At 68.3% G+C, this 25,063-nt stretch carries 26 protein-coding genes; 14 read left to right on the top strand and 12 right to left on the bottom strand.

The window, feature by feature from the left end; all coding sequences use genetic code 11:
* Positions 1-67 precede the first annotated feature (67 nt).
* Complete coding sequence (locus AB4Y94_RS07850; protein WP_441727055.1) at positions 68-337, bottom strand: acylphosphatase; 270 nt, start codon at positions 335-337, stop codon at positions 68-70.
* Positions 338-341: 4 nt separating this feature from the next.
* Positions 342-881: a winged helix-turn-helix transcriptional regulator gene (locus AB4Y94_RS07845; RefSeq protein ID WP_441727053.1), complete on the bottom strand. Its 540-nt coding sequence runs from the start codon at positions 879-881 to the stop codon at positions 342-344.
* Positions 882-969: 88 nt separating this feature from the next.
* On the opposite strand from AB4Y94_RS07845, the gene AB4Y94_RS07840 reads away from it, so the two are divergent.
* Positions 970-2,196: an MFS transporter gene (locus AB4Y94_RS07840; protein WP_441727051.1), complete on the top strand. Its 1,227-nt coding sequence runs from the start codon at positions 970-972 to the stop codon at positions 2,194-2,196.
* 32 nt (positions 2,197-2,228) lie between these two features.
* Here AB4Y94_RS07840 and AB4Y94_RS07835 read toward each other — a convergent pair whose 3' ends face one another.
* The 3 genes from AB4Y94_RS07835 to AB4Y94_RS07825 all read right to left on the bottom strand — a co-directional run bounded on the left by AB4Y94_RS07835 (position 2,229) and on the right by AB4Y94_RS07825 (position 5,139).
* Positions 2,229-3,731, bottom strand: coding sequence for an SPFH domain-containing protein (locus AB4Y94_RS07835; protein ID WP_441727050.1), 1,503 nt, complete (start codon positions 3,729-3,731; stop codon positions 2,229-2,231).
* Between the two features lie 164 nt (positions 3,732-3,895).
* Positions 3,896-4,873, bottom strand: a complete 978-nt coding sequence (locus AB4Y94_RS07830) for an NAD(P)H-quinone oxidoreductase (RefSeq protein WP_441727048.1) — start codon at positions 4,871-4,873, stop codon at positions 3,896-3,898.
* A gap of 56 nt (positions 4,874-4,929) precedes the next feature.
* On the bottom strand, positions 4,930-5,139 hold the full coding sequence (locus AB4Y94_RS07825; RefSeq protein ID WP_441727047.1) for a hypothetical protein: 210 nt from the start codon (positions 5,137-5,139) through the stop codon (positions 4,930-4,932).
* Between the two features lie 188 nt (positions 5,140-5,327).
* On the opposite strand from AB4Y94_RS07825, the gene AB4Y94_RS07820 reads away from it, so the two are divergent.
* The 6 genes from AB4Y94_RS07820 to AB4Y94_RS07795 all read left to right on the top strand — a co-directional run bounded on the left by AB4Y94_RS07820 (position 5,328) and on the right by AB4Y94_RS07795 (position 12,258).
* Entirely contained in the window at positions 5,328-5,831 is a 504-nt protein-coding gene (locus AB4Y94_RS07820; RefSeq protein ID WP_441727045.1) for a heme-degrading domain-containing protein, read from the top strand.
* A gap of 324 nt (positions 5,832-6,155) precedes the next feature.
* Positions 6,156-7,529: an FAD-binding oxidoreductase gene (locus AB4Y94_RS07815; RefSeq protein ID WP_441727044.1), complete on the top strand. Its 1,374-nt coding sequence runs from the start codon at positions 6,156-6,158 to the stop codon at positions 7,527-7,529.
* Positions 7,530-7,648: 119 nt separating this feature from the next.
* Positions 7,649-9,016 (top strand): aminotransferase class V-fold PLP-dependent enzyme, encoded by a 1,368-nt coding sequence (locus AB4Y94_RS07810; RefSeq protein ID WP_441727043.1) that lies wholly within the window; start codon positions 7,649-7,651, stop codon positions 9,014-9,016.
* Positions 9,013-9,456, top strand: coding sequence for a Fe-S cluster assembly sulfur transfer protein SufU (sufU, locus tag AB4Y94_RS07805; RefSeq protein WP_441727041.1), 444 nt, complete (start codon positions 9,013-9,015; stop codon positions 9,454-9,456). Before AB4Y94_RS07810 ends, sufU begins: the two co-directional genes overlap by 4 nt.
* A gap of 149 nt (positions 9,457-9,605) precedes the next feature.
* Positions 9,606-10,568: a TIGR03885 family FMN-dependent LLM class oxidoreductase gene (locus AB4Y94_RS07800; protein WP_441727039.1), complete on the top strand. Its 963-nt coding sequence runs from the start codon at positions 9,606-9,608 to the stop codon at positions 10,566-10,568.
* A 16-nt stretch (positions 10,569-10,584) separates the two neighbouring features.
* Entirely contained in the window at positions 10,585-12,258 is a 1,674-nt protein-coding gene (locus AB4Y94_RS07795) for an alpha-amylase family protein (protein WP_441727037.1), read from the top strand.
* Between the two features lie 35 nt (positions 12,259-12,293).
* Here the strand turns inward: AB4Y94_RS07795 and AB4Y94_RS07790 are convergent, their stop codons facing one another.
* Complete coding sequence (locus AB4Y94_RS07790) at positions 12,294-13,112, bottom strand: DUF4097 family beta strand repeat-containing protein (protein ID WP_441727035.1); 819 nt, start codon at positions 13,110-13,112, stop codon at positions 12,294-12,296.
* Between the two features lie 348 nt (positions 13,113-13,460).
* Here AB4Y94_RS07790 and AB4Y94_RS07785 point away from each other — a divergent pair, with 348 nt between their 5' ends.
* Both AB4Y94_RS07785 and AB4Y94_RS07780 read left to right on the top strand, forming a co-directional pair.
* Complete coding sequence (locus AB4Y94_RS07785) at positions 13,461-13,934, top strand: VOC family protein (protein WP_441727033.1); 474 nt, start codon at positions 13,461-13,463, stop codon at positions 13,932-13,934.
* Positions 13,935-14,039: 105 nt separating this feature from the next.
* Positions 14,040-14,582 (top strand): dihydrofolate reductase family protein, encoded by a 543-nt coding sequence (locus AB4Y94_RS07780; RefSeq protein ID WP_441727031.1) that lies wholly within the window; start codon positions 14,040-14,042, stop codon positions 14,580-14,582.
* 4 nt (positions 14,583-14,586) lie between these two features.
* On the opposite strand, the gene AB4Y94_RS07775 is transcribed toward AB4Y94_RS07780, so the two are convergent.
* From AB4Y94_RS07775 to AB4Y94_RS07760, 4 genes are all read right to left on the bottom strand, one after another.
* On the bottom strand, positions 14,587-14,865 hold the full coding sequence (locus AB4Y94_RS07775; protein ID WP_441727029.1) for a glutaredoxin family protein: 279 nt from the start codon (positions 14,863-14,865) through the stop codon (positions 14,587-14,589).
* 171 nt (positions 14,866-15,036) lie between these two features.
* On the bottom strand, positions 15,037-16,041 hold the full coding sequence (locus tag AB4Y94_RS07770) for an aldo/keto reductase family protein (RefSeq protein WP_441727027.1): 1,005 nt from the start codon (positions 16,039-16,041) through the stop codon (positions 15,037-15,039).
* Positions 16,042-16,068: 27 nt separating this feature from the next.
* Complete coding sequence (locus AB4Y94_RS07765; RefSeq protein ID WP_441727025.1) at positions 16,069-16,758, bottom strand: response regulator; 690 nt, start codon at positions 16,756-16,758, stop codon at positions 16,069-16,071.
* Complete coding sequence (locus AB4Y94_RS07760; RefSeq protein ID WP_441727023.1) at positions 16,751-18,391, bottom strand: ATP-binding protein; 1,641 nt, start codon at positions 18,389-18,391, stop codon at positions 16,751-16,753. Before AB4Y94_RS07760 ends, AB4Y94_RS07765 begins: the two co-directional genes overlap by 8 nt.
* A 185-nt stretch (positions 18,392-18,576) precedes the next feature.
* On the opposite strand from AB4Y94_RS07760, the gene AB4Y94_RS07755 reads away from it, so the two are divergent.
* From AB4Y94_RS07755 to AB4Y94_RS07745, 3 genes are read left to right on the top strand one after another with little or no spacing between them, the layout of a single operon-like run.
* The gene (locus AB4Y94_RS07755) at positions 18,577-19,599 is read left to right on the top strand and encodes a Bug family tripartite tricarboxylate transporter substrate binding protein (protein ID WP_441727021.1); all 1,023 of its coding nucleotides are present in this window, start codon (positions 18,577-18,579) and stop codon (positions 19,597-19,599) included.
* Positions 19,596-20,099, top strand: coding sequence for a tripartite tricarboxylate transporter TctB family protein (locus AB4Y94_RS07750; protein ID WP_441727019.1), 504 nt, complete (start codon positions 19,596-19,598; stop codon positions 20,097-20,099). Before AB4Y94_RS07755 ends, AB4Y94_RS07750 begins: the two co-directional genes overlap by 4 nt.
* A complete protein-coding gene (locus AB4Y94_RS07745; RefSeq protein ID WP_441727017.1) occupies positions 20,099-21,643 on the top strand; it encodes a tripartite tricarboxylate transporter permease in 1,545 nt (514 codons plus the stop codon). The genes AB4Y94_RS07750 and AB4Y94_RS07745 overlap by 1 nt, the downstream gene beginning before the upstream one ends.
* Before the next feature lie 85 nt (positions 21,644-21,728).
* Here AB4Y94_RS07745 and AB4Y94_RS07740 read toward each other — a convergent pair whose 3' ends face one another.
* Positions 21,729-22,754 carry an NYN domain-containing protein gene (locus AB4Y94_RS07740; protein ID WP_441727015.1) on the bottom strand — a complete coding sequence of 342 codons (1,026 nt, stop codon included), beginning with the start codon at positions 22,752-22,754 and terminating at the stop codon, positions 21,729-21,731.
* Between the two features lie 78 nt (positions 22,755-22,832).
* Positions 22,833-23,117, bottom strand: a complete 285-nt coding sequence (locus AB4Y94_RS07735; protein WP_441727013.1) for a GNAT family N-acetyltransferase — start codon at positions 23,115-23,117, stop codon at positions 22,833-22,835.
* A gap of 85 nt (positions 23,118-23,202) precedes the next feature.
* Here AB4Y94_RS07735 and AB4Y94_RS07730 point away from each other — a divergent pair, with 85 nt between their 5' ends.
* Entirely contained in the window at positions 23,203-23,571 is a 369-nt protein-coding gene (locus AB4Y94_RS07730) for a DUF1622 domain-containing protein (protein WP_441727011.1), read from the top strand.
* A 202-nt stretch (positions 23,572-23,773) separates the two neighbouring features.
* The gene (locus AB4Y94_RS07725) at positions 23,774-25,054 is read left to right on the top strand and encodes a glycosyltransferase (protein ID WP_441727009.1); all 1,281 of its coding nucleotides are present in this window, start codon (positions 23,774-23,776) and stop codon (positions 25,052-25,054) included.
* The last annotated feature ends 9 nt before the right edge of the window (positions 25,055-25,063 follow it).

Here is a 25,063-nt window from a genome sequence, read left to right as displayed (position 1 = left end):
TCCTGCTTCCGCCAGGTTCACTGGTTAGTTGGTTGTGTAACTAACCAACCATGTATGGGGCCGGATGTCAACCCGCGATGCGGAAATCCTTCCCGCCCATCGGGGGCACATCGGAGACGTCGACCGAGTCGACCTTGGCGAACATCGGCCCGTGGGCCAGCCAGGCCAGCATCCGCTCAACGGATGCCGCGTCGCCCTCGATCTCGACCTCCACGGCGCCGTCAGCCCGGTTGAGCGCGTATCCGCCAAGGCCGAGCCGCATCGCCTCGGCCCGCGCGTTGTAGCGGAATCCCACGCCCTGCACCATGCCACGCACGATCGCGCGCCTGCGTATCACGGCCCTATTCCTGCGCCGGCACCCGTCGAACCGGACGTGCTTCGGCTGGTCCAATCGGCGCGAGCGGCAGGTACGGCACGACCGCCGGGTCGGAGTTGCCGGGGCCGGGCGCAATCTCGACCTCGTCGCCCTCGACCACCTCACCGGATGCCGTGACGAACGCCACGCGCACCGGCTCGCCGGTCTCCGCCCGCCGGTAGAGCCGCGAGGGCCCGTACCCGCTGGGGCGGTGCGCGTCGCCCCATTGCGCAAGCGAACCGAGCACCGGCAGCAGGTCCTCGCCGGCCGGAGTGAGGTGGTAGCCGAAGCGCTCGCGAGCGCCGGCCTCACGGTACGGACGGCGTTGCAGGATGCCGGCCTCGACGAGGTTGGACAGCCGGGCGGTGAGAATGTCGCTGGGGATGCCGAGGATGTCGCGGAAATCGCTGAACTTGTTCCGGCCGCGGAAGGCCTCCCGCACGATCAGCGTGGACCAGCGGTCGCCCAGGATCTGCATGGTGCGCGCGATGGAGCAGCGCACCTCACCCGGCAAGTCCTTCGGCATGGCCCGATCCTATCACAGTTTGATTTTCCAACTCAGGGGTGTAGCGTTCACGGATACCACCGAGAGCAGTGCCGAGGAGCCCATCACCATGTCAGATTTCCGCCGCCGAACCAGTTTCTGGTCTGCCGCGTCCGTTGCAATGCTCGCCCTGTGGGCCAGCGGGGCGCCCTCGATCGTCTACCCGGTCTATGCGCACGACTGGGGCCTCACGCCCACCGTGATCACCTCGATCTTCGCGGTCTACCCGGCCGCGCTGGTGGTGGTGATGATCGTATTCGGCACCGTCTCCGACTACATCGGCCGCCGCGCCACGTTGCTCCTCGGCACGGCGGCAATCGGGGTGGGGGTGTTGCTGTTCGCGGTCGCCCCCGACGTCGGCTGGCTGTTCGCCGGCCGCATCCTGCAGGGCGTCGGTGTCGGGCTCGCCATGGCACCGGCCAGCGCCGCGATGGTCGAATTCAACGGGCGCGGCGGCACCGCCAGGGCCAGCTCGGTGAACACGATGGCCACCGCGCTCGGCCTCACTCTCGCCACCGTGGTGGCCGGTGCGCTGGTGCAGTACGCTCCGGGCCCGCGGCAGCTAAGCTACTGGGTTGTGTTCGGCGTCGCGATTCTGGTGCTGGTCGGCGTCGCGTGCATGCCACGCCACGAGCGCGGTACTGAGGGCCTCGGCCGGTGGCGGCCACGACCGATCACGGTGCCGCGGACCCTGCGCCCGATCGTCGCGTCCGCAGCGCTGGCCATCACCACCGGTTTCGCGGTCGGGGCCGTGCTTCTCTCCCTCGGCGCCCAGATCGCCAAAGACCTCATCCACTCGGAGAATGCGCTGGTCAGCGGACTGATCCTGGCGATCACGTCCGTCGTGATCGGTGTGACCGCGCTGCTGGCTCGACGGATGCCCGCCCGCACCAGCATCGCGGTCGGCGGTATCGTCGCCGCGGTTGCGGTCGGGTTGCTGGCGGTCAGTGCGACGACGTCATCCATCGTGGTCTTCATCACCACCTCGGTGGTTGCCGGCGTCGGGTACGGGATGTTGTTCCTCGGCGGCCTGGGGCTGGTCAACAAGCACGCCCCGGCGCATCACCGCGCCGGCACCCTCTCGATGGTCTACCTGGTGGCGTACCTGGCACAGGGGCTCACCGCCGTCGCGGTCGGCGCCACAGCGACATCGCTGGGCTTGCGGGTTGCCCTCGACGTTGCCGCGCCGGTGCTGATCGCGCTGGCAGTTGCCACGTCGGCGGTCGCACTGGTGGTCGCGCGACAGCCCCGATCGCTCGGCGCCGGGCCCGCGCTGGCGAGCCCGGAAGGCGCCTGAACGCCGGCGCGGCAGCTGGCCACACCCGGGGCTTAGACTCCCGCGCCCTCCAGTTCGTCGTCGAGTGCGTCGGTGGCGGGGATGTCTCCGGCGAACGCAGGCGTCTGGGAGGGAAGCCGCGCCGGCGCGGAGCCGGGCCCGCCAGCTGCTCCAGCCCGGCCGGCAGAGGCGCCGCGCGCGAAGGCCGCGCCCCCGGCTGTTCCGCCGATCAGCCCGCCGAGCAGGTCCTTGATGCCGACGCCCATCGTCGACGTGAGCACCGCGTCCACCTCACTGAAGCCCGACGCGACGTTCTTCGAGAGCTGGGACGCGCCATCCGTTGAGATCACCGTGAGCTGGTCGATGTTGCCGACCGGCGCCGCCAGCTCGTGGGCGATCTGGGGGAGCGTCTCGATCATGCGCAGCTGGATCAGCGCCTCAGACTGCTCGGCGAGGGCCTGGGCAGAAAGCCGGGTCGCCTCGGCCTCCGCGGCTCCCCGGGCACGGATCGCGTCGGCTTGCGCCTCACCCTCGGCACGGATGGCGTCGGCTGCGGCGACGCGCGCATCACGATCACCGGCGGCCGCGGTCACTGCGGCTTCGGCGGCGGCGGTCGCGGTGACCCGCACCCGGTAGGCCTCGGCGTCGGCGACGGCGTTCACCTCGGATTCCAACTCGGCCTTGCGCAGTTGGGCGCGGCGCACGGCGGTGGCTTCCTGCTCGGTGACGACGGCCTGCTGGGCCTTGGCCTCGGCGAGCGGGCGGGCCGCAGCTGCCTCGGCGGCGGCCTTGTCGGTGTCGAGCTGGAGCGCGGCCCGGCGGAGCGCGAGCGTGTTCTCGGCTTCGGCGACGGCCTGTTCGGCGGCGATCGCGGCCTCCCTGGCCTCTCGGGTGGCGAGGTGCTCGGCGACCTCCGCCTGGCGGCGCACCTTGGCCTGCTCGGCCCGGCCGATGTCGCGGATGTAGTCGTTCTCGTCGGTGATGCCCTTGATCTCGAACGAGTCGACGTCGAGGCCCTGGTTGGCGAGGGACTCCCGTGCCGTGGCCAGCACCGACACACCCAGTTCGTCGCGCTTCTGAATGATGGTCATCACATCCGTCGCGCCGATCGAGGAGCGCAGGGAACCGGAGAGCACCTCCTGGGCGAAACTGTCGATGTTCTTGTCCTGGCCGAGGAATCGCTGGGCGGCCGCGCGGATCGCGGCGGGGTCGTCGCCGACCTTGACGATGGCGACGGCGTCGACGGTGAGGGTGATGCCGTTCTTGTCCTGGGCGATGGCGGTGATCTCGATGGCCCGGCTGCGGAGGCTGATCTTGTGCGCCTTCTGGAAGAACGGGGTGAGGAAGACGCCCTGGCCGTGCACGATCCGCTGCCCGGACTGCTCCGTCGCGGCGCCGTCGACCATGGTCTTGCGGGACTTCTTACCGGTGATCACGAGCGCTTCGTCCGGGCCGGCGTTCTTGTACACACTCTTCGCGTAGACCAGCCCCACCAGGAGGACGACCACCGCCAGGGCGATCAGTCCGGGGACAGGGCTGAAGATGAAGTCGAGCATGAGTTCCTTCCGGTGCACTGATGCACAGGGGTCGCGCGAGCAGGCAGCAAGCGAACGATGACGGAGCGTCCCGGCGCCGGCGGCGCGGAGGTGTGCCTCCAGTCTTTCAGAGCACCAGTGGGAAAGCCATGCCTGGTCGTGGCCGTATTCGGGGGTGGTGGCCGCTACGGCACGAGCAGGATCTTGCCCACGTGCTCCGAGCTCTCCATGCGGCGGTGCGCGTCCGCGGCGTCGGCGAAGGAATATCGGCTGTCGATCACCGGCCGGAACCGGCCGTCGGCGACCCAGGGCAGGGCATCCGCTCGAACGGCCTCGATGATCGCCGCCTTCTCCTCGAACGGGCGGTAGCGGAGGGTCGTGGCCCAGATGCGGCCACGCTTCGCCATCAGCTTCCCCATAGCGAAGGTCGCCTCCTCACCGCCCTGGTCGGCGATCACCATGATGCGGCCGTTCGTCGCGAGGGCCGCGATGTTGCGAGCCAGGTAGGCGCCGCCGACGATGTCGAGGATGACATCGGCGCCCTGCCCGTCGGTCGCCTCGAGCAGGGCGGCGGCGAAGTCCTGTTCCCGGTAGTTGATCAGGATGTCGGCGCCGAGCTCGCGGCACACATCGAGTTTTGCGGCCGATCCGGCCGTGACGGCGACCCGAGCGCCGGCCAGCCGGGCCAGCTGGATGGCGGTCGTGCCGATGCCGCTGGACCCGCCGTGCACCAGCAGGGTCTCGCCGGTCTGGAGGCCGGCGTTCAGGAACACGTTCGACCACACGGTCGCCAGCGTCTCGATCAGGCCGGCGGCGTCGACCAGGTCGAGCGTGTCCGGAACGGGCAGGGCGAGGTCCTCGTGCACCACAGCCTCGTCGGCGTAGCCGCCGCCCGCGAGGAGAGCGCATACCGGGTCGCCGACGGCGAAGCGGCTCACGTCGGAGCCGGTCTCCGACACCACGCCGGACACCTCCAGTCCCGGCCACTGCGCCGTGCCAGGTGGGGAGGGGTAGCGTCCCAACCGCTGGGAGATGTCTGCCCGGTTCACCCCGGCGGCGGCAACCTCGAGACGGATGTCGCGGGGTCCGACCGGCAGGGTGGCGACCGTCGAGAGGCTGAGGGCGTCAGGGCCGCCCGGGGTGTTCACGAGAATTGCGCGCATGGCCTCATGCTAGCTATCCGGCGGGGATGCGGGACGGCCGGGCGAAGCGGCGGGGGCTACCCGAATGGCTTGTTGCGCCCGCGCATCCACAGCAGGTGCGCCCGCACCGACATGAACCCGCCCACGACGAGGGCCACCACCGCCAGCGGCAGCAGGACGGAGAGGAACTGGCTGCCGGAGAGCGCATTGACGATGAGCAGGATCACGGCGACGGCGCTGCCGGCGAAGCCGGCGATGGCGAAGGTGTTGAAGCTCCAGCGTTTCACGGGTGTGGGTCCAATCGGTCGTGCGGTCAGCTTCGAGGGTATCCGCCCCGGCAGGGAACTGCCCCCACGAGGACGGATCGGAACGCCATCGCCGCACCGAACCGCGTAGCGTATGACTTCACGGCACCGTCAATGCGCGACACCGGCACTGCGCGGCACCGTCACTGCGCGACACCCAGGAGGCACGGATGAGTGACCAGACCGACGCCAACGCTTTCCTCGCCCTGCTGCTCGAGCAGGAGCGCACCATCCAGTTCGACTCATTCGACCACTCCGACGCGTGGACGCTCGGCTGCGAACTGGTGCGACTGGCCACGGAGCGCGAGCTCCCCATCGCGATCGCGATCGCGTTGGGCGACCAGCGCGCCTTCCACGCCGGGCTGGCCGGCGCGTCCGCTGACAACGACGACTGGCTGGAACGCAAATTCCGGGTGGTGCGGCGGTTCGCGCATTCCTCGCTCGCGGTCGGGACTGACTTCAAGTCGCGTGGCAAGAACTTCGACGTCGACTCGCGGTTGAGTGGCTCCGAATACGCCGCCCACGGCGGGGCGTTCCCGATCCTGGTGCGCGGGTCGATGGTGGGCATCGCCGGCGTCTCCGGCCTGCCGCAGCGAGACGACCACGCGCTCGTCGTCGAGGCACTCACCGCTCACCGGGATGCTGCCGGTTCTCGTTCCGGTACCGGCGACTAGCGTCCGCCCCCAGACCCGCGCACGATCCGGACCGCCGCCCGGGCCGGGCGCAGACCCGGGCACGGTCCCGCTGCGTTGCTAACTCCTGCTTTTTCGTGAAACGAGCCCCGGCAGGGCCCGGAATTCCGCGGTTCGCCTACGCCCGTCGCGCGTTCAGCAGGAGTTAGCCACACGGCCCGACGCCATAACGCTCGACAACACCAGAATCCCGTTGACAGTCACCTCCGGGCCGGCGTATCTTTCGTGCTCAGGAGCGCCCGTGCCACGCTGGCACCCAGGGCCGGATCACCCGACACGAGCCAGACAATGCACAGGGAGAGTGCCATGTCCAGCAACGTTATTGATGACATCCGGAGCAATTTCCACGGACGCGTGGTGATGCCGGGCGAGGGCGAGTACGACGAGGCCCGCTCGGTCTTCAACGCGATGATCGACAAACGGCCCGCCGCCGTGATCCGCGTCGCAGACGTCAGCGATGTCGTGGAAGGCGTGAAGCTCGCGAGGGAGCACGGATTCGACCTCGCGATCCGCGGCGGCGGTCACAGCGGGCCCGGGTTCGGCACTGTGGACAACGGAATCGTGCTCGACTTCTCGGAGCGCACCCGGGTAGACGTCGACCCGACCGCCAAGCGTGCCAAGGCCGAGGCCGGCACGACGTGGGCCATGTTCAACCGTGCCACCCACGAGCATGGGCTGGCGACCCCGGGAGGCATCATCGGTACCACCGGCATTGCCGGACTCACGCTCGGGGGAGGGATCGGCTACCTGTCCCGAAAGTACGGGCTGACGTGCGACAACCTGATCTCCGCCGAAGTCGTCACCGCCGACGGCAGTGTACGGATGGCCAGCGAGAGCGAGAATCCCGACTTGTTGTGGGCGCTGCGCGGCGGCGGCGGGAACTTCGGCGTCGTCACCTCGTTCGAGTACCAGATGCATCCGGTGGACAACGTGTACGCAGGTATCCTGATCTACCCACTGGAGCACGCCCGGACCGTGGCTGAGTTCTACCGCGAACAGGTCAAGACCGCTCCGGAAGGATTCGGCATGTTCATGGGATTCCACCAGGGACCCCCGGTTCCATTCCTTCCCGCGGAATGGGTGGGGAAGCCGGTCTGCGTGATCGTCGGCATGTGGACGGGAGATCCCGCGGAGGGCCCGGGTATCTGGCAGCCGTATCTCGACGTCGCGCCCGTGGCCGGGTCGATGGTGGGGGAGATGCCGTACCCGGCTCTCAACGAGGCGTTCGATGAACTCATCCACAAGGGACTGCAGGATTACTGGAAGGCGAACTTCATCTCGGAGCTGAGCGACGGCGCTATCGACGCGTACATTCGGTTCGGCCAGACGGTGCCCAGCCTGCAGACCAGCGTTCACCTGTACCCGATCAACGGCGCCGTGCAGCGGGTGGCTCCCGATGCCACCGCGTTCGCCTACCGGCACGCGAACTTCTCACCGGTGATCGCCGGCTTCTGGGACGATCCAGCCGACAACGACGCGAACATCAAGTGGGTGCGTGACTTCTCGGAGGCGCTCGCACCCTTCGCTGAAACGGGCGGCTACATCAACTTCATGGACGCCGACGACCAGGGCCGCATCACCGACAACTACGGGCTGAATTACGCGCGACTCGCTGACATCAAGGCGAAGTATGACCCGGACAACCTGTTCCATGTGAACCAGAACATCAAGCCGGCCTAGTCGGTCATCGGTCACATTCCAGGCGACGGATGCTGGGGAACACGAACAAGCGGAGAATGGTTGCAGGTGTAGGTTGACCGGCGGTGCCGGGCAGCCACCTTCGCAACGAAAGGCAGTATGTGTCCCACACCACAGCATCCGTCAGCACTGGCTGGGACGGCGGCGCCCTGACGGAGCCCGACGTCGCCGCTCTCCGCCGCGATTTCCCGGCGCTCGCCGCCACCGTGAACGGTGAACCGCTCGCCTACCTCGACTCTGGGGCGACGGCGCAACGACCGCAGCAGGTGCTCGACGCTGAACGCGACTTCCTCGTGCATTCCAATTCGGCGGTGCACCGCGGCGCGCACACCCTGGCCGGCCTGGCCACCGAGGCCTACGAAGACGCCAGGGCCACCGTTGCCGGGTTCATCAACGCGAACCCCGACGAGGTGGTCTGGACCTCCAACGCGACCGACGCGCTCAACCTCGTCGCCTACGGCATGGCCAACGCCAGCCACGGTCGCGGCGGGGAGGCGGCCCGCCGCTTCGCGCTCACCCCGGGGGACGAGATCGTCGTCACCGAAGCCGAACACCACGCCAACCTCATCCCCTGGCAGGAACTGGCCGCCGTCACCGGCGCCACCCTGCGTTACATTCCGGTCGACGACACCGGGACCTGGGACGTGACCGGAGCCGCCGAGGTCATCACCGAGAAGACCCGGGTCGTCGCGTTCGCCCACGTCTCCAACGTCACCGGTTACGTCGCCCCGGTCGCCGAGATGGTGCAGCTCGCACACTCCCGCGGCGCGCTGGTGGTGCTCGACGCCTGCCAGTCCGCGCCTCATCGGACCCTCGACGTCGCCGCGCTCGGCGTGGACTTCGCCGCCTTCTCCGGCCACAAGATGCTCGGCCCCACCGGAATCGGCGTGCTCTACGGCCGCACCGAGTTGCTGAACGCGCTGCCGCCGTTCCGCACCGGCGGCTCCATGATCACCACCGTCACCATGGACGAAGCCTCGTACCTGCCCGCCCCGCAACGCTTCGAAGCCGGCACCCAGCCGGTCTCCCAGGCCGTCGCCCTCGCCGAAGCCGTGCGCTACCTCGACCGGGTGGGGCTCGATCGCATCGAGGCGCACGAAGAAGAGCTTGCCGAACGGATGCTGGCGGGCCTGTCCCGGATCGACGGTATCCGTCCCATCGGTCCGGCGTTGGGGGTCGCTCGTGCCGGGCTGGTGAGCTTCGACGTGGCCGGGGTGCACGCCCACGATGTGGGGCAGTACCTCGACGCGCGAGGGATCGCCGTGCGGGTGGGCCACCACTGCGCGCAGCCGCTGCACCGCCGGCTCGGCCTCACCGCCACCACCCGCGCCAGCGCCTACCTGTACACGACCACGGATGAGGTCGACCGCTTCCTCGCCGCCGTCGCCGAGGTGCGCCCCTACTTCGGTGTGGCCGACGACGTCACCGCGAACGTCACCGCAGGCGCAGCCGAAGGACCGAACGCATGAGCGACCCGCTCGCCGGCCTGTACCAGCAGGTCATCCTCGACCATTCCAAGCAGCGCACCGGCTTCGGCGCGCTCCCGCACCCCGGGGCCCAGCGGTTCGAACGGAACCCCACCTGCGGCGACGAGATCACCCTGCAGGTCACGCTCGAACCCGGCACCGACCGGATCGCGGCGCTCGGCTGGACCGGCTCAGGGTGCAGTATCTCGCAGGCGTCGGCATCCGTTTTGGCGGGACTCGCCCCCGGGCAGACCATCGCCGAGCTGCAGGCGACCATCGACGTGTTCCGCGCAATGATGCGATCGCGCGGAGTTGGCGAACCCGACGAAGACGTGCTCGGCGACGCGATCGCGTTCCAGGGTGTCTCGAAGTTCGTGATGCGGGTGAAGTGCGCGATGCTCGCCTGGGTCGCCGCGGAAGGCTGCCTGGCCGACCTGGCTTGAAGCCGGCACCGGAAGCCGGCACCGGAAGCCGGCACCGGAAACCAGGACGGCCTGCCATTGGTCGCGCCTTCCGCGTTGTACGTCTGTGGGCTCTGCCCTTCTCCGTGCCGCCGAACGGGCCTACGCTCGTGCCAGGAGGTCTGGCCCACATGACAGCGTTCGGATTCCACGCCTCACACGAGCAAGTCCACCCCAGCGCCCTCATCGCGGCTGTCGAACGCGCCGAGCAGGCCGGCTTCGACGTGGCCATGTGTTCCGACCACCTGGTCCCGTGGAGCAAGCGGCAGGGCCAGTCATCGTTCACCTGGACCTGGCTGGGCGCCGCCCTGCAGGCCACGACGCTGGGCTTCGGCACGGTCAGCGCACCAGGGCAGAGGTACCACCCGGTCATCCTCGCCCAGGCGATCGCCACCGTCTCGGCGATGTTTCCCGGTCGACTGTGGGTGGCACTGGGCAGCGGTGAGGCCGCCAACGAGCACGTCACCGGGCAGGGGTGGCCGCGAAAAGATGTGCGGAACGCCCGGCTCCGGGAGTGCGTGGACATCATTCGCGCCCTCCTGCGCGGCGACGAAGTGAGCCACGACGGACTGGTCACCGTCGACCGGGCCCGGGTGTGGACCCTGCCCGAGGAACTTCCGCCGCTGTTCTCCCCGGCCGTCAGCACCGAGACCGCTGCCTGGGCAGCCGACTGGGCGGACGGCCTGGTCACGATCGGGCAGCCGGTCCCGGTGCTGCAGCGGATCGTCGACGCCTACCGCGGCAACGGCGGCCGCGGTGAACTGGCCCTGCAGGTGCACGTCAGCTACGCCGAAACGGATGCCGAGGCGCTGGCCGTCGCGCACGACCAGTGGCGGACGAACGTGTTCTCACCCCCACTCTGCTGGGACCTCGACTCCGTCGCCGGTTTCGACGAGGCGGCCAAGCATGTGACGCCGGAGGACATGCGCTCCTCGGTGTTCGTGTCCGCCGACCCGGAGGAATACGTGAACCTGCTGCGCGGCTACGCCGACCTCGGATTCGACCGCATCTACCTGCACCACGTCGGCACGGAGCAGTCCCGGTTCATCGACACCATGGGCGAACGAGTACTCCCACAGCTCAGGAAGGTTTAGCCATGGAGAACCCCGCATGAGCATCGTCGATACCGGAGACCTGTGGTGGAAGTCCGCGGTCGTCTATTGCCTGGATGTGGAGACCTACCTGGACTGGAACGGCGACGGTGTCGGCGATTTCGCGGGCCTCGCCCACCGGATCGACTACCTCGCCGAACTCGGCGTCACCTGCCTGTGGCTGATGCCGTTCTACCCGACGGCCGGGCGTGACGACGGCTACGACATCGTCGACTTCTACGCGGTGGATCCCCGGTTCGGGCACTTCGGGGACTTCGTCGAACTCATCCGGCTGGCCCGCTCGAGCGGCCTCCGGGTGATCGTCGACCTGGTGATCAATCACACCTCTGACCAGCATCCGTGGTTCGAAGCGTCGCGGTCGAGCCGGGATTCGCCGTTCCGTGACTACTACGTCTGGCGTGACAAGCCGCCGAAGAAGCAGCCGAAGCCGGTGTTCCCCGACCAGGAGTCGAGCAACTGGGAACTCGACACGAAGACCGGCCAGTACTACCAGCACATGTTCTACAAGGCCCAACCCGACCTGAACGTCGCCAATCCGGCCGTACGTGATGAGATCGCGAAGATCATGGGTTTCTGGGTCGAATTGGGGGTGAACGACTTCCGGGTGGACGCGGTCCCCTTCCTGCTCGAGACCGTCGACATCATCGGCGGAGACGGCGCGCTGCCCGACCCGCACGCCTACCTGAAGTCGCTTCGTTCGTTCCTCAGCCGCCGAATCGGCGACGGAATCCTGCTGGGCGAGGTGAACCTTCCCCGCGCGGAACAGCTGACCTTCTTCGGCGGGCCGGACGGGGATGAACTGAACATGCAGTTCGACTTCATCTCGATGCAGAAGATGTACCTGTCGCTGGCCAGGGGGGACACGGCGCCGCTCGTCGAAGCGTTGCAGTCCCGCCCGGACGGGACCCACGACGTGCAGTGGGCCAACTTTGCCCGTAACCACGACGAGCTCACCCTCGACAAGCTCACCGACGACGAACGGGCCGAGGTGTTCGCTGCTTTCGGCCCGGAAGAGCGGATGCAGGTGTTCGGCCGGGGGATCGTGCGCCGACTCCCGACCATGCTGAGCGGTGACCAGCGTCGCATCCGCATGGTCTACAGCTTGCTGTTCGCGATGCCGGGCACCCCGGTGCTGTTCTACGGCGAGGAGATCGGGATGGGGGAGAACCTCGCCCGGGAGGGCCGGATGGCGGTGCGCACGCCGATGCAGTGGAACGCCGGGCGCAACGGGGGGTTCTCCAACGCCGAGAAGTCGCCGCTCATCGACGCCATGGTCGACGGGGTGTTCGGGCCAGACCGCGTGAACGTCGAGGACCAGTTGCGTGACCCCGGCTCCCAGCTCGGTTTCATCAAGAAGCTGATCGAGCACTACCGTGCCTCGCCGGAACTCGGCTGGGGAACCTTCGAGCTGCTGAAGCAGCAGCATCCGTCGGTGCTCGCGCACACGCTGGCCTGGGACGGTGGGCGGGTGCTGTTGCTGCACAATTTCGCCGACGAACCGCTCGACGTGCACCTGGCCGTGCCGGATGGAGACGGCGGGACCAGCCTCAGCGACCTCTTCAGCGACGAGACCACTGCGCTCGCCGACGACGGCACGGTGGACCTGCCGCTGGAGGGTTACGGGTTCCGGTGGCTGCGGCTGGTCAGTGAAACGGATGTGCGCCGCTACTGACCCGCAGGTGTCGTCGCGCTGGGGCCAGCGGATGCCTACCCTCCGCTGCGCTCCACCGTCACGGCGCCGTTGGTGGTCTGCGCCGTGATCTCGCGGTCGGCGCGGCGGTCGCTGGGGACGGCATCCGTGTTGATGTTGCCGTTCGTGGTGTCGGCCTGGACGAAGTAGTCCTCGCCATCGTCGGGGACCCGGATGGTGATGGCGCCGTTGGTGCTGCGGGCCGTGACGGTGTCCGGCGCGTCGGCGAACGTGATCTCGATGGCGCCGTTGGTCGTCTCCGCGCGCACGTCGCGGGACTCGGCCCCGCGCACGTCGATCGCCCCGTTGGTGGTGTGGAGGTCGAGCCGGCCGGTGGTCCGGGCGGCCTGGATGCCGCCGTTCTTGGTGCCCAGGTCAAGGGCGCCGATGAGGTTGTCTGCCCTGATCCGCCCGTTCATCCCCTCGGCGGTGAGGTCGAGGTCGGCGGGGAGGCTGACCACCACGGACACCTCGCAGCGCGACAGGAAATTCCAACCGTTCGGGCAGCCCCCGCTGACGTGGGCCTCTCCGCCCGTTGTGCGGGCGCTGATGGTGGGCTTTGCCCCCGAGTAGCGACCGGTCATGGTTACGTGCACCTGGTCGTCGGTGCTCGGCCGGAACCTGAGGTCCGCATTCGGAACCTGGACGGAGACGCTGGAGCCGGCATCCGTTGCGGCGTTCAGGCTCACCCGGTCGCCGCGGAACAGGCCGAGCGTCACCAGGACGACGGCGACCAGGATCACGATGGCCAGGATCGGTAGTCCGACGAACAGGAGAACCTTCCCAACCGGGGAGAGGCCGTGGTGTTCAGTGGTGGCATTCGGGGGTGCGGTCATGAGCTCGACTTTCGCCGGATGAACTGATTTCAGCGATACGTCTAGGGTACGGGGCGGCACCCGCGCGGGCGAGGCCGAATCCGCATCTGTGAACGCTCCGGTGTAACGCCGCTGAAGCCCGGGCACCCGGTAATGCGCCGGGCACCCGAAATCGCGCGCGCCCACCGCTTTTTCGCGCGCCGGGGAGGCAACCCGCAGCTCGCAGGCGGTGGCTGGGCCGACACTCGCATTCACTGGCGGGCATCCGTTGCCCGGCCCGGTCCGCCAGTTGGGGCTGTCTGGAATGACCGGATGCTCGCTACCATGTTGGTCACCGGGCGAGAGCCGGAGGAGACGAAGGAGTTTCGCATGCAGAAAATCACGCCCTGCCTGTGGTTCGACAGCCAGGCAGAGGAAGCCGCAAAATTCTACGTGTCGGTGTTCAAGAACTCGAAGATCCTGGACGTGTCCCGGTACGGCGAGGGCGGACCGATGCCCGCCGGCACGGTGCTCGTGGTGAACTTCGAACTCGACGGCGTGCGGATGCAGGCGCTGAACGGCGGGCCCGCGTTCAACTTCACCGAGGCGATCTCACTCTCCGTCGATACGCCGACGCAGGAGGAGGTCGACCGCCTCTGGGAGACGCTGACCGCCGACGGCGGGGAGGAGGGCCAGTGCGGCTGGTTGAAAGACAAGTACGGCCTGTCCTGGCAGATCGTGCCGTCGGTGATGGCCGAGTTGCTCGCCGACCCCGACCCGGTCAAGGCCGCCAACACGATGCAGGCGATGATGCCGATGCGCAAGCTCGACATTGCCGCGCTGCAGGCCGCGCACGACGCCTGAACGTGAGGGGTCGCGTTGTCCTAGTGTGGAGGTCGCCGCACTGGGACAAGTTGGCCCCTCACCGGTGATTCGCGCCGACGCAGCACCCCCAAGGAGGAACCAGCAATGGGCAAAGTGATTGCCGTGGAATACCTGTCGCTCGACGGTGTGATGGAGGAGCCGGCTTGGAGCGGGCCGTTCTTCAACGACGAGGTGGCCGCGTTCCAGCAGGACAACCTGTTCGGCAGCGACGCCATGCTGCTCGGACGGAAGACTTACGAGGGCTTCAAGCAGGCGTGGCCGGCCATGGAGGCCGAGACGGGCGAGTTCGGCGTGAAGATGAACAGCATGCCCAAGTACGTCGCCACCACGACCCTCACCCAGCCGGAATGGAACGCGACCTTCATCGCCGGTGACGTGGCGGATGCCGTGCAGAAGCTCAAGGAGAAGCCGGAGACGCTCCTGATCAACGGCAGCGGCGAACTCTTCGACTACCTGACGAACCGCGATCTCATCGACGAGTACCGGTTGATGATCTACCCGGTCGTCGTGGGTGCGGGTAAGCGGCTGTTCGCCGATGCCATACCGAAGACCTGGGCGCTGACGAAGAGCCAGATCACCAGTTCAGGCGTGGCGATTCTTACCTACGTCCCCGCGGGGCGCGAGTAGCCGGTTACTTGATGCGGCCGAGCTCGGTGAGCTTGGCGCGCAACTCGGCGTCGGTCGGCTCGACCACGTGGCTGTCGTCGGGGAAGTGGATGACCGGGATGCTGGTGCGTCCGCTGATCGCGCGCGCCCGGTCGGCGCCGTCCTCGACCGCTTCGAGGTCCACATAGTCGTAGTCCACGTCGAGTCCGTCGAGCAGCGACTTGGAGCGCCGGCAGTCGCCGCACCACTCTGCGCCGTACATGGTGATGCGGTCGGTGGCGGGCGGGGCAGCGAGATCAGTCATCCCCCTATCATATGCATCTGCATGCGACAGGTTAGTGTGTGACGGATGCCGGGCCATCGGCGGCTCGCGCCGGCCGCGCCCTCGGTGAGGTACGTATAAAGCGCCTTCAGATCGCCAACGAGGGTGCGATATACGTACTTCACGGCGCCGCAGCGACGCGGTGGGCCGGCGCTACGCAGGCCGGGCCGTGGGCGACACTGTCTTCGCGGGGTCCGTCTCGGCGATTCCTCCGACGGCCGCGTCGATCCGCGCCAGCACGTCAGCGGACAGTTTCACGCCGCTGGCGCGCACATTGTCTGCCACCTGCTCTGGCCGGGACGCCCCGATGATCGCCGAGGCCACGTTGGTGTTCTGCAGCACCCACGCGATCGCCAGCTGCGCCATGGTCAGGCCGACGTCCGCCGCGACCGGCGCCAGCTCCTGGACCGCGGTGAGCACGTCGTCGCGCAGCAGCCGCTTCACGGTGTTGGCGCCGCCTTTCTCGTCCCGCGCCCGGGAACCGGCGGGCGCCTCCTCACCCGGCTTGTACTTGCCGGTCAGCACCCCCTGCGCCACCGGCGACCAGACGATCTGCGAGATGCCCAGGTCAACGGATGCCGGCACGACCTCGGGCTCGATCACCCGCCACAACATCGAGTACTGCGGCTGGTTCGAGATCAGCTGGATGCCGAGCTCCTGTGCCAGCGCATGCCCCGCCCGCAGCTGGTCGGCGTTCCACTCTGACACGCCGATGTACAGCGCCTTGCCGGAGCGCACCACGTCGGCGAAGGCCTGCATTGTCTCCTCGAGCGGGGTGTCGGCGTCGTAACGGTGGGCCTGGTAAAGGTCGACGTAGTCGGTCTGTAGCCGTCGCAGCGACCCGTTGATGGAGTCGAGGATGTGCTTGCGGGAGAGGCCGACATCGTTGTGCCCCTGCGGCCCGGTCGGCCAGTACACCTTGGTGAAGATTTCGAGGGATTCCCGCCGTTCCCGCCTGAGCGCCTCACCGAGCACGGTCTCCGCGGCGGTGTTGGCATAGGCATCCGCTGTGTCGAAGGTGGAGATGCCGGCGTCCAGTGCCGCCCGGACGCACGTCTTCGCGACGTCGTTCTCCACTTGGGAGCCGTGGGTGAGCCAGTTGCCGTAGGTGATCTCTGAGACTTTGAATCCGCTATTGCCGAGGTATCGAAATTCCATGCTCGCCACGTTACGCCCGGCTCGTCGTTATGAGGAGCCGGATGCCCGCGACGCCACCCAGGCGTACCGCCGTTGCGGCCGGCCGGTCTGGCCGTACCGGAGCGTGACCACGGCCTTGCCCACCCGCACGAAGTGCTCGAGGTACTTGCGCGCCACCACGCGGGAGAGGCCGAGCGCGTCCCCGCACTCCGACGCCGCGATGTCGGTCTGGCTCGCGATGAGCGCGCGTTCGACGAGGGCGGCCGTCTCCTTGCTCAGACCCTTGGGCAGCTCGGGCGTGGTGCCCGCCACACCGCGCAGGGCCTGGTCGAGCGCCTCCTGGTCGAGGTCGCCCTGCCGGTCAAGAACCCGGCGGCGTTCCGCGTAGCCGGCCAGCCGAGCCTGCAGCTCCGACACCTTGAACGGCTTCAGCAGATACCCGACGATGCCGCCCTGCAGTGCGGCGCTGACCATGGTCGACTCCCGGGCTGCGCTGAGCACCAGGAAGTCAAGTCCGTGGCCATTGGCCCGGGAGCGCCGGATCACCTCCAGCCCGGTCATGTCGGGCAGGTACATGTCGAGCAGCACCAGTTGCGGCGCGAGCGATTCGATCAGCTCGAGCGCCTGCGCCCCGGACTGCGCCGTGCCCACCACCGTGAATCCGGGCTGCTGCCCGACGATACGCTCGTGCGCCCTGGCCACCATGAAGTCGTCCTCGACGATCAGCACGTCACACATGGGCGGCCGCCTTCACCGGCAGCGTGGCCGTGAACACGGCACCGTCGTCGTTGCGGAACGCCGCCTGGCCTCCGCGCCGGGTCGCCACCAGGCGCACGATCGCCAGGCCGAACCCGTGGTCCGCGCCGGCGCCGGCCCGCGGCTTCGACGTCACCCCGGCCTCGAACACGTGGTCGGTGAGGGTGGCGTCCACGCCCGGGCCCGAGTCGCGTACCGACACCCGCACCTCCGAGAGCAGCGCCGGCGATGGGCCGTCTGCCTCGGTGGTGACCGCACGGATGTCCACCTCCACCAGCCGGGTCTCGGTAGCGGTCACCGCGTCGATGGCGTTGTCGACGAGGTTGCCGATCACCGTGACCAGGTCCATCGACAACGTCTCGTCGACCCGGGGCAGGCTGGACTCGGCGCTGAGGGTGAGGTCGGCGCCGCGCTCGCGGGCCAGCGACGTCTTGGCGATCAGGAGGGCGGCGACGGCGGGTTCATTGATTCGGGTGAGCACCGTGCTGTCGAGCTGCGACCGGTCCCGCGACACCGCGTCGATGTAGTCGACGGCTGCATCGGTGTCTCCCAACTGGATCAGCATGGACACGGTGTGCAGCCGGTTCGCGAAATCGTGAGTCTGCGCGCGCAGGGTGTCGGTGGCCTGCATGCTGCTGCCGAGGTCGTGCTGGAGGGTCACCAGCTCGGTGCGGTCGCGGAGCGTGGTGACGACCTCCGGCGTGGAGCGCGGCGGATGGATCGTGGTCTGGTTCAGCACGAGCAGCATGCCGCGGTTGACCAGGCCGGTGTCCACGTCGCCGGCACGGTGGCCGCGCAGCACCCGCACCGCCTCCGGGTCCAGGCCCACGTCGTCGATTCGCCGGCCCACGGCATCCGCCGGCAGGTTCAGCAGCGTGCGCGCACTGTCGTTGGCGAGTGTGATCAGGTCATCGGTGTCCACCGAGACAACTCCTTCACGGATGCCGTGCAGCATGGCCTCGCGATGCTCCACCAGCTTCGCGATCTGGTCGGGTTCGAGCCCCAGGGTCTGGCGTTTCACCCGGGCGGCGAGCCACATCGACCCGGCCGTCCCGAGCACGCCGGCCACGCCGAGATAGGTCAGCAGGTTCGGGGCGGCGTCGGTGAGCAGGCCGACGAACGGGCGGAACTCGCGGGCGGCGATCACGGTCCCGACCAGCCGGCCGGCGTTGGAAAGAACCGGCACCCGGGCGACGATGTGACCGACCATGTCGATGTCGGCCGACCCTGACCAGGCGCCCTGGGAGTCGGCGCCGGTCGGGCCGACGGCGAGCGTGCTGCCCACGAGCCTCGGATCGGCGGGGGAGGCGAGAACCCGGCCGGAGGCATCCGTCACGATCAACTGGTCAACGCCGCTCGTGGTGCGGAGCGCCTCCACCGGCGCCGCCAGTTGCTGCGGATGCGGGGCTTCGGAGAGGAGGCTGCGCACCAGCGGCACAGCGGCTGAGTATTCGGCGACGGTGAGCATGCGGCGCATCTGCCCGCTCGCGAAGATGCCGCGGGTCTGCTCGAGCGTGATGGCGGTGACGGCGACCAGGACGATGGCGATCAGGCAGAGTTGGAAGATGAGCAGCTGCCGGGTCAGGCTGAGACGTGAGCGTGCGGGAGGCTGCATGGGCATCCTCCTCCGGTCGTCGTTGGCCACAGCACATGATGCACCACGATCGCACCGGGCGGAAATCCCGCGGGAACACAAGCTACACAACGTTCGCTAACACCAGAAGTTGCCCCGGCGAGGCGGCGTTCTGCACCATGAACACGGCCGGCGACGAGGTCGGCCCACAATCAAAGAGGATTGCAATGATCACAGCGACCACGAGCACCGCGACCACACGGCGCCTGATCGGCACCGCGGTGCTGGCGTCCGCCCTCGCCCTCGCGCTCAGCGCCTGCGGCGTCACGGGCGGCGCCACCGACAAGGCCACCTCGAGCGGGCCGATCAAGAACCTGCAGATGATGATCCCCAACGCCCCGGGCAGCGGATACGACGTCACCGGCCGTGCAGCGGTGAAGGTGATGGACGAAATCGGCGTCAGCCAGGGCACCGAGGTCACCAACCTCGCGGGCGCCGGCGGCACGGTGGGCCTCGCCCGCACCCTCACCGAGAAGGGCAACGGGGACTTCATGATGATGATGGGGCTCGGCGTCGTGGGAGCCGCATACACCAACGAGGGCGACGCCAAGGTGTCCGACGCCACCCCGATCGCCCGCCTGATCGAGGAAGCCGGCGCCATCTTCGTGCCCGCGAACTCCCCGTACAAGACCCTCGACGACATGGTCACGGCGTGGAAAGCCGACCCGGCCGGTTTCGCCGTCGGCGGCGGTTCGTCGCCCGGCGGCCCAGACCACCTGCTGCCGATGCAGCTGGCGGATGCCGTGGGCATCGATCCGAGCACGGTCAACTACGTCGCCTACGACGGCGGCGGTGAGCTGCTCCCGGCGATCCTCGGCGGCAAGCTGCAGTTCGCTGCGTCCGGCTACGGCGAATTCCTCGAACAGGTCAAGTCCGGCGACCTGCGCGTGCTCGCCGTCACCAGCGAGAAGCGGGTGCCGGTCATCGACGCCCCCACCCTCAAGGAGCAGGACGTCGACCTGGTCTTCACCAACTGGCGCGGGATCCTCGCGGCTCCCGGCCTCAGCAAGGCCGACAAGGCCCGCCTGGTCGACGCCGTCACCACCATGCACGACAGTGACGAGTGGGCGAAGGTCCTCAAGGAAAACGGTTGGACCGACGCGTTCATCACCGGTGACAAGTTCGGTGACTACCTCACCGAACAGGACGACCGGGTTGCGACCGTGCTGAAGAGCCTGGGACTGGTGTGAACAACGCCCGTTCCCTGATGCGTGGTCGCTCCGAGCTGGGTGTCGCAGCCCTGCTCGGGGCGATCGCCATCGTCGTTGCCATCGACACCGCCAACATCCGTCACACCGCGGTCAACGCCGGGGTGATGGGTCCGCAGGTAGTGCCGACACTGATCGCGATCGGCCTCGGAATCTGCGCGATCGCGCTCGCCGTCGACGTGCTCCGCGGCGGCCACGCCGACCCGGAGGAGGGGGAGGACATCGACCTCTCGGGGGGTGCGCACTGGCCCACCCTGCTGGGCCTGGCCGGGATCATCCTGGTCGGGGCGCTGCTGCTCGACTTCCTCGGCTTCGTGATCGCCTCAAGCCTGATGTTCTACGGCTCGGCGCTGATGCTCGGCTCCAGGCGGTACGTCTGGGCGCTCGTGATCGGCGTGGTCCTGGCCGTGCTCACCTTCTACGGCTTCGTCCTGGGCCTCGGCATCCCGTTGCCCGCCGGACTCCTGACTGGAATTCTCTAATGGAAAACCTCACCCTGCTGCTCGATGGGTTCGCCAACGCGCTGACCCTGCAGAACCTGCTGTTCGCCCTGGTGGGCGTGCTGCTTGGCACCGCCGTCGGCGTGCTGCCCGGCATCGGTCCGGCGATGACCGTCGCCCTGCTGCTACCGCTCACCTACGCCCTGGACGTCACCGGGTCGCTGATCATGTTCGCCGGAATCTATTACGGCGGTATGTACGGCGGTTCGACCACGTCGATCCTGCTCAACACCCCGGGCGAATCGTCGTCGGTGGTCACCGCACTCGAGGGCAACAAGATGGCCAAGGCCGGCCGCGGCGCGCAAGCGCTCGCGACAGCAGCCATCGGTTCGTTCGTCGCCGGCACCATCGCCACCGGCGCCCTGGTCTTCGTGGCTCCGTTCATCGTCTCGATCGCGATCAGCCTGGGCGCGCCGTCGTATTTCGCGATGATGGTGTTCGCGTTCATCGCCGTGAGCACCGTGCTCGGGTCGTCACGCATCCGCGGCCTGGCCGCTCTGTTCATCGGCCTGACCATCGGGCTGATAGGCATGGACGCCACCACCGGGCAGCCCCGGCTGACGTTCGGCCAGCCGCTGCTCTCGGGTGGCGTCGACGTGGTCGTCATCGCGGTCGGACTGTTCGCCGTCGGCGAGGCGCTCTGGATCGCCGCCCACCTGCGGCAGGCCAAGGCCGCGACCATTCCGGTCGGGGTGCCGTGGATGGGCAAGGACGACTGGAAGCGCAGTTGGAAGCCCTGGCTGCGTGGCACCGTGATCGGCTTCCCGTTCGGCGCTATCCCCGCCGGCGGCGCTGAAATCCCCACCTTCCTGTCGTACGTGACGGAGAAGAAGCTGTCGAAGCATCCGGAGCAGTTCGGGCACGGTGCCATCGAGGGCGTCGCCGGGCCGGAGGCCGCCAACAACGCGTCCGCCGCAGGCACGCTGGTGCCGCTGCTGACGCTGGGGCTCCCCACCACGGCGACTGCGGCGGTGATGATCGCCGCGTTCAACCAGTACGGCATCCACCCGGGGCCGCTGCTGTTCAAGACCGAGCCGCTGCTGGTGTGGACGCTGATTGCCAGCCTGTTCATCGGCAACACCCTGCTGCTCGCCCTGAACCTGCCGCTGGCGCCGTTCTGGGCCAAGCTGCTGCGGGTGCCACGGCCCTACCTCTACGCCGGGATCCTCTTCTTCGCGACCCTCGGCGCCTACGCGGTGGGCCTGCAGGCCTTCAACATCGTCATCCTGCTGCTGGTCGGTGCGCTCGGCTACATGGCCCGGCGTTACGGCTTCCCGGTGCTGCCGATCATTGTCGGCGCGATCCTCGGCCCGGAGATGGAGCGCCAGCTGCGGCGGGCGCTGCAGATCAGCGCCGGAGACCCGTCGGCCCTGGTCAGCGAACCGTTGGCCGTGGTGCTGTACACCGTGATCGCGGTGTTCCTGGTGGTGCCGCCGATCGTGCGGGTGGTCCGCCGCCGGCGTCGCCCGTTGTCGCCGCCCCCGCCCCCGCCGCCTCCGACGAAGCACGACACGCTGGTCCCGTAGCGCCCACTGTCCCCTTCGGTGAGGGGCCAACTTCTCCTCGTGCAACGCCTCGCGCACCAGGACAAGTTGGCCCCTCACGTGTGCGCTACTGGCGGAGGCGCACCAGGACCGGGCTCGAGGGGCTCTTCTGGTCGAGCTCGACCGTGTTGTTGCGGGACTTCAGGAAGTCGGAGAACTGCCGGTAGCCGAAGTTGCGTTCCTGGAACGACGGGTCCATCCGCCGCATCTGGTTCTTCACCGCGGACGCGTGCTGCCACTCCAGGTCGTTGTTGGCGAGCAACTCCAGTGCCCGGGTCAGCAGGGATGTCGCGGCCTTGCGGGCCCGGGGGCCGACGGCAGCTTCGGGTTCTGCCTCGGCGGCGGTGCCAGTCCCGGACGGAGCGGCCGGCTCGGCTGATCGCGCGTGCTGCGCTGACGCGGCCGGCTCCGCAGGGGCATCCGTTGCCTGGTCCACCGGCACGGCCGCGGGCTCGGCGGCCGGTGACTGCGCCCGGCGGCCGCGGCCGGAGCGCACGGCCGCGGGAGCGGGGGTGACGCTGATAATGCCCGGCAGGTTGTCGTAGTCAGCGAACTCGTCGCACGCTGCGGCCAGTGAACTGCTGGTGGCGCCGGACACGCCGATGCCCACCACGTAGCTGCCGAGCCGCTTGCAGCGCTGCGCGAGCGGGATGTAGTCGGAGTCGCCCGCCACGATCACGATGTGGGTGAGGTCGGGCAGACGGAAGATGTCCTCCACCACGTCGACGGCCAAGCGGATGTCCGCGCCGTTTTTCAGGGACAGCACCGTCGGGAACAACTGGGTGAGGTCGACAGCCCGGTCGATGAGTTGCTTCTGGTAGTGCGCGTTCGCAGCCACGGACCAGTCAGCGTAGGCCTTGCTGATCACGATCGAACCGAACGACGACGCGTAGTCGAGAACCGCCCCGATGTCGACGGTGGCCTGTTTGATGCGGTCGCTGATGGCGGGGTCCGCATCGGCGCTGGACGCAACGTGGTTGCGTACCTTGTCCTTAGCGAACGCGCCCTTGCCGTGCAGCTGGTTGTAGCGGGAGATGACGATGTTGTCGAAGTCGATGTAGACGCCGACTCGTTCGCGGGACTGCTCGGCCATTCGGTCTCCTCGGTTGGTGCTGGTCAGTGCTGATTTGGCGCGGGTTGGTGCAGGTTGGTGCAGGTTGGTGGCGCGGGCTCAGCGGCTCAGTAGGCCGGCGCGCTCGGGATGCGACTGGAACCAGTCGGACACGTACCAGCAACTCGGCACGATCCGCCGGGTGCCGGAGGTCTCGATGTCGTTCACGGCGTACTCGACCAGTTCGGCGGCGTATCCGTGGCCCCGGTGCGGCGGCTGGGTGTAGGCCCGGGTGAGCGCGATCGCATTGCCGTTGACGGCGTAATCGAGCACGCCGACCAGGTCGTTGCCGATCCGCATGGCGTACCGGTTGGCGTCGGTTTCATTCGCGAATTCGTGGGCCATGGGTCCAGCGTACTCAGGCACGCCGCCATAAGCGTGAGAGGGGCGGTCCCGCCGCGACCGGCCCGACCGGGCGTATAAAGGGCACATGGAGTTCCGCGATGTGATCGAGTTCGTCGGCAAGGTCATCGACGGTGCCGGGGTCGCGGCCATTCTCGTGGGCGCCGTTGTGGCAAGTTTGATCGCGCTGCTGCGGCTGGTCCGCAAACAGAGGCCCGTGTACCGCCCGTATCGCAGCCAACTCGGTCGTTCGATCCTGCTCGGCCTGGAACTCCTGGTCGCCGCCGACATCATCCGCACGGTCGCGATCACCCCGACCCTGGAGAGCGTCGCGGTCCTCGCCGGCATCGTGCTGATCCGGACCTTCCTCTCCTTTTCGCTGGAGTTGGAGATCACCGGGCGCTGGCCCTGGCAGACCCGCGGCGGAAAACCGGGAGCCGCAGAGGTCGACAGCTAGGGCCGCGCGCGACGCGGCCCGATCGTCCGCGCGAGCGCGTCGTGAGACAGCCGAGTCGCCCACATCTGCTGTCCGCCGGCCATACAATCAGCAGAAGTGGGCGACTGGGCGCGGTGGGGCCGTCGCGCACTCTTGACGGCGGTGCGCCGGGTTTCTACGCTGAGAGTCACGGCTACTGGCACGGCCTTCGGAGGCGGCCATCGTGAAGATTCTCATTGCCACCATGCCATTCCCCGGACACTTCGATCCGTTGACGTCGATCGCGGTTCGGCTGAAGGATCTCGGGCACGACGTGCGCTGGTACGCACCCGGCGAGTACGCGCCAACGATCGAGCGGCTCGGGATCGGTGTGCTCCGATTCCAGCGGGCGCGGGCGGTCACCGCAGAGAACATCAGCGCGCTGTTTCCCGAGCGAGCGCGCTATCGGGGCCCCAAACGCCTGGACTTCGACTTCGACAAGGTCTTCGCGGCACCGGCTCGCGACCATTACCTCGACATCCGGGACATCCGCCGGGACTTCAACTTCGAGCTGCTGGCCTGTGACATCGCGTTCTTCGCGGCCAAGCTGGTGCACGACGCGATGCGGGTGCCGGTGTACGCGGTGAACCCGGGGCCGGCAGTGGCGACATCCGTTGACGTGCCGCCGCCATTTTTCGGACTGAAGCCCGCTCGCAATTCACTCGAGCGGATGCGCGACCGGGTGGTCAGGTCGATTGTCAACAATGCGACCAGGACTGGACTCGCCAGCTTCAACGCCGCGCTCGACGCCGCTGGACTTCCTCCGATCACCAAGAGCGAGGTCATCGACTGCATGTACGGGGCGGTCGACCGCGTGTTCCAGACCGGCATCCCGGAAATGGACTTCCCGCGCTCCGACATGCCTCGGAACGTGCGCTACGTCGGGGCACTGCTGCCCGCCCGCCCGGCGTCGTTCGCAGACGTTGGCCCCCGGATCCGTGACTGGCCGGGGCCGGTCGTCGCGGTGTCGCAGGGGACAGTGGACAACCGCGACCCGTCCAAGCTGGTCATCCCGACGATGCAGGCCCTCGCCGGCACGGAGACCCTCGTCGTCGCGCTGACCGCGGGGCAGAACACCGAGCGCTTGCGGGCCGAGTATCCGGAATCGAACGTGATGGTCGAGGACTTCCTCGCGTTCGACGCGCTGTTCCCCCACACGGACGCCTTTGTCACGAATGGCGGCCACGGCAGCGTCATGCTCGCACTGCACCATCGCGTGCCGATGCTCGTCGCCGGCACCCGAGAGGGCAAGAACGACATCAACGCCCGGCTGGCCTACAACGGCCTGGCCGTCGATCTCCGCACCGAGAAGCCCTCGACCCGGCAGGTTCGTTCGGGTCTCGAACACGTGATGACGGATGCCGCCCAGCACGAACGCATCCGTCACGTGGGGTCAGTACTGGACTCGTATGACGCCCTCGCCCTCCTCGAAGAAGCCCTCGCCACCGACTTCGTGGCCCGATGAGGAGCGGGG

Source organism: Glaciibacter sp. 2TAF33, from assembly GCF_052114945.1.
GTDB lineage: Bacteria > Actinomycetota > Actinomycetes > Actinomycetales > Microbacteriaceae > Cryobacterium.
The sequence above is the reverse complement of the archived record's forward strand: the minus strand, read 5'-3'. Positions and strand labels throughout refer to the sequence as shown.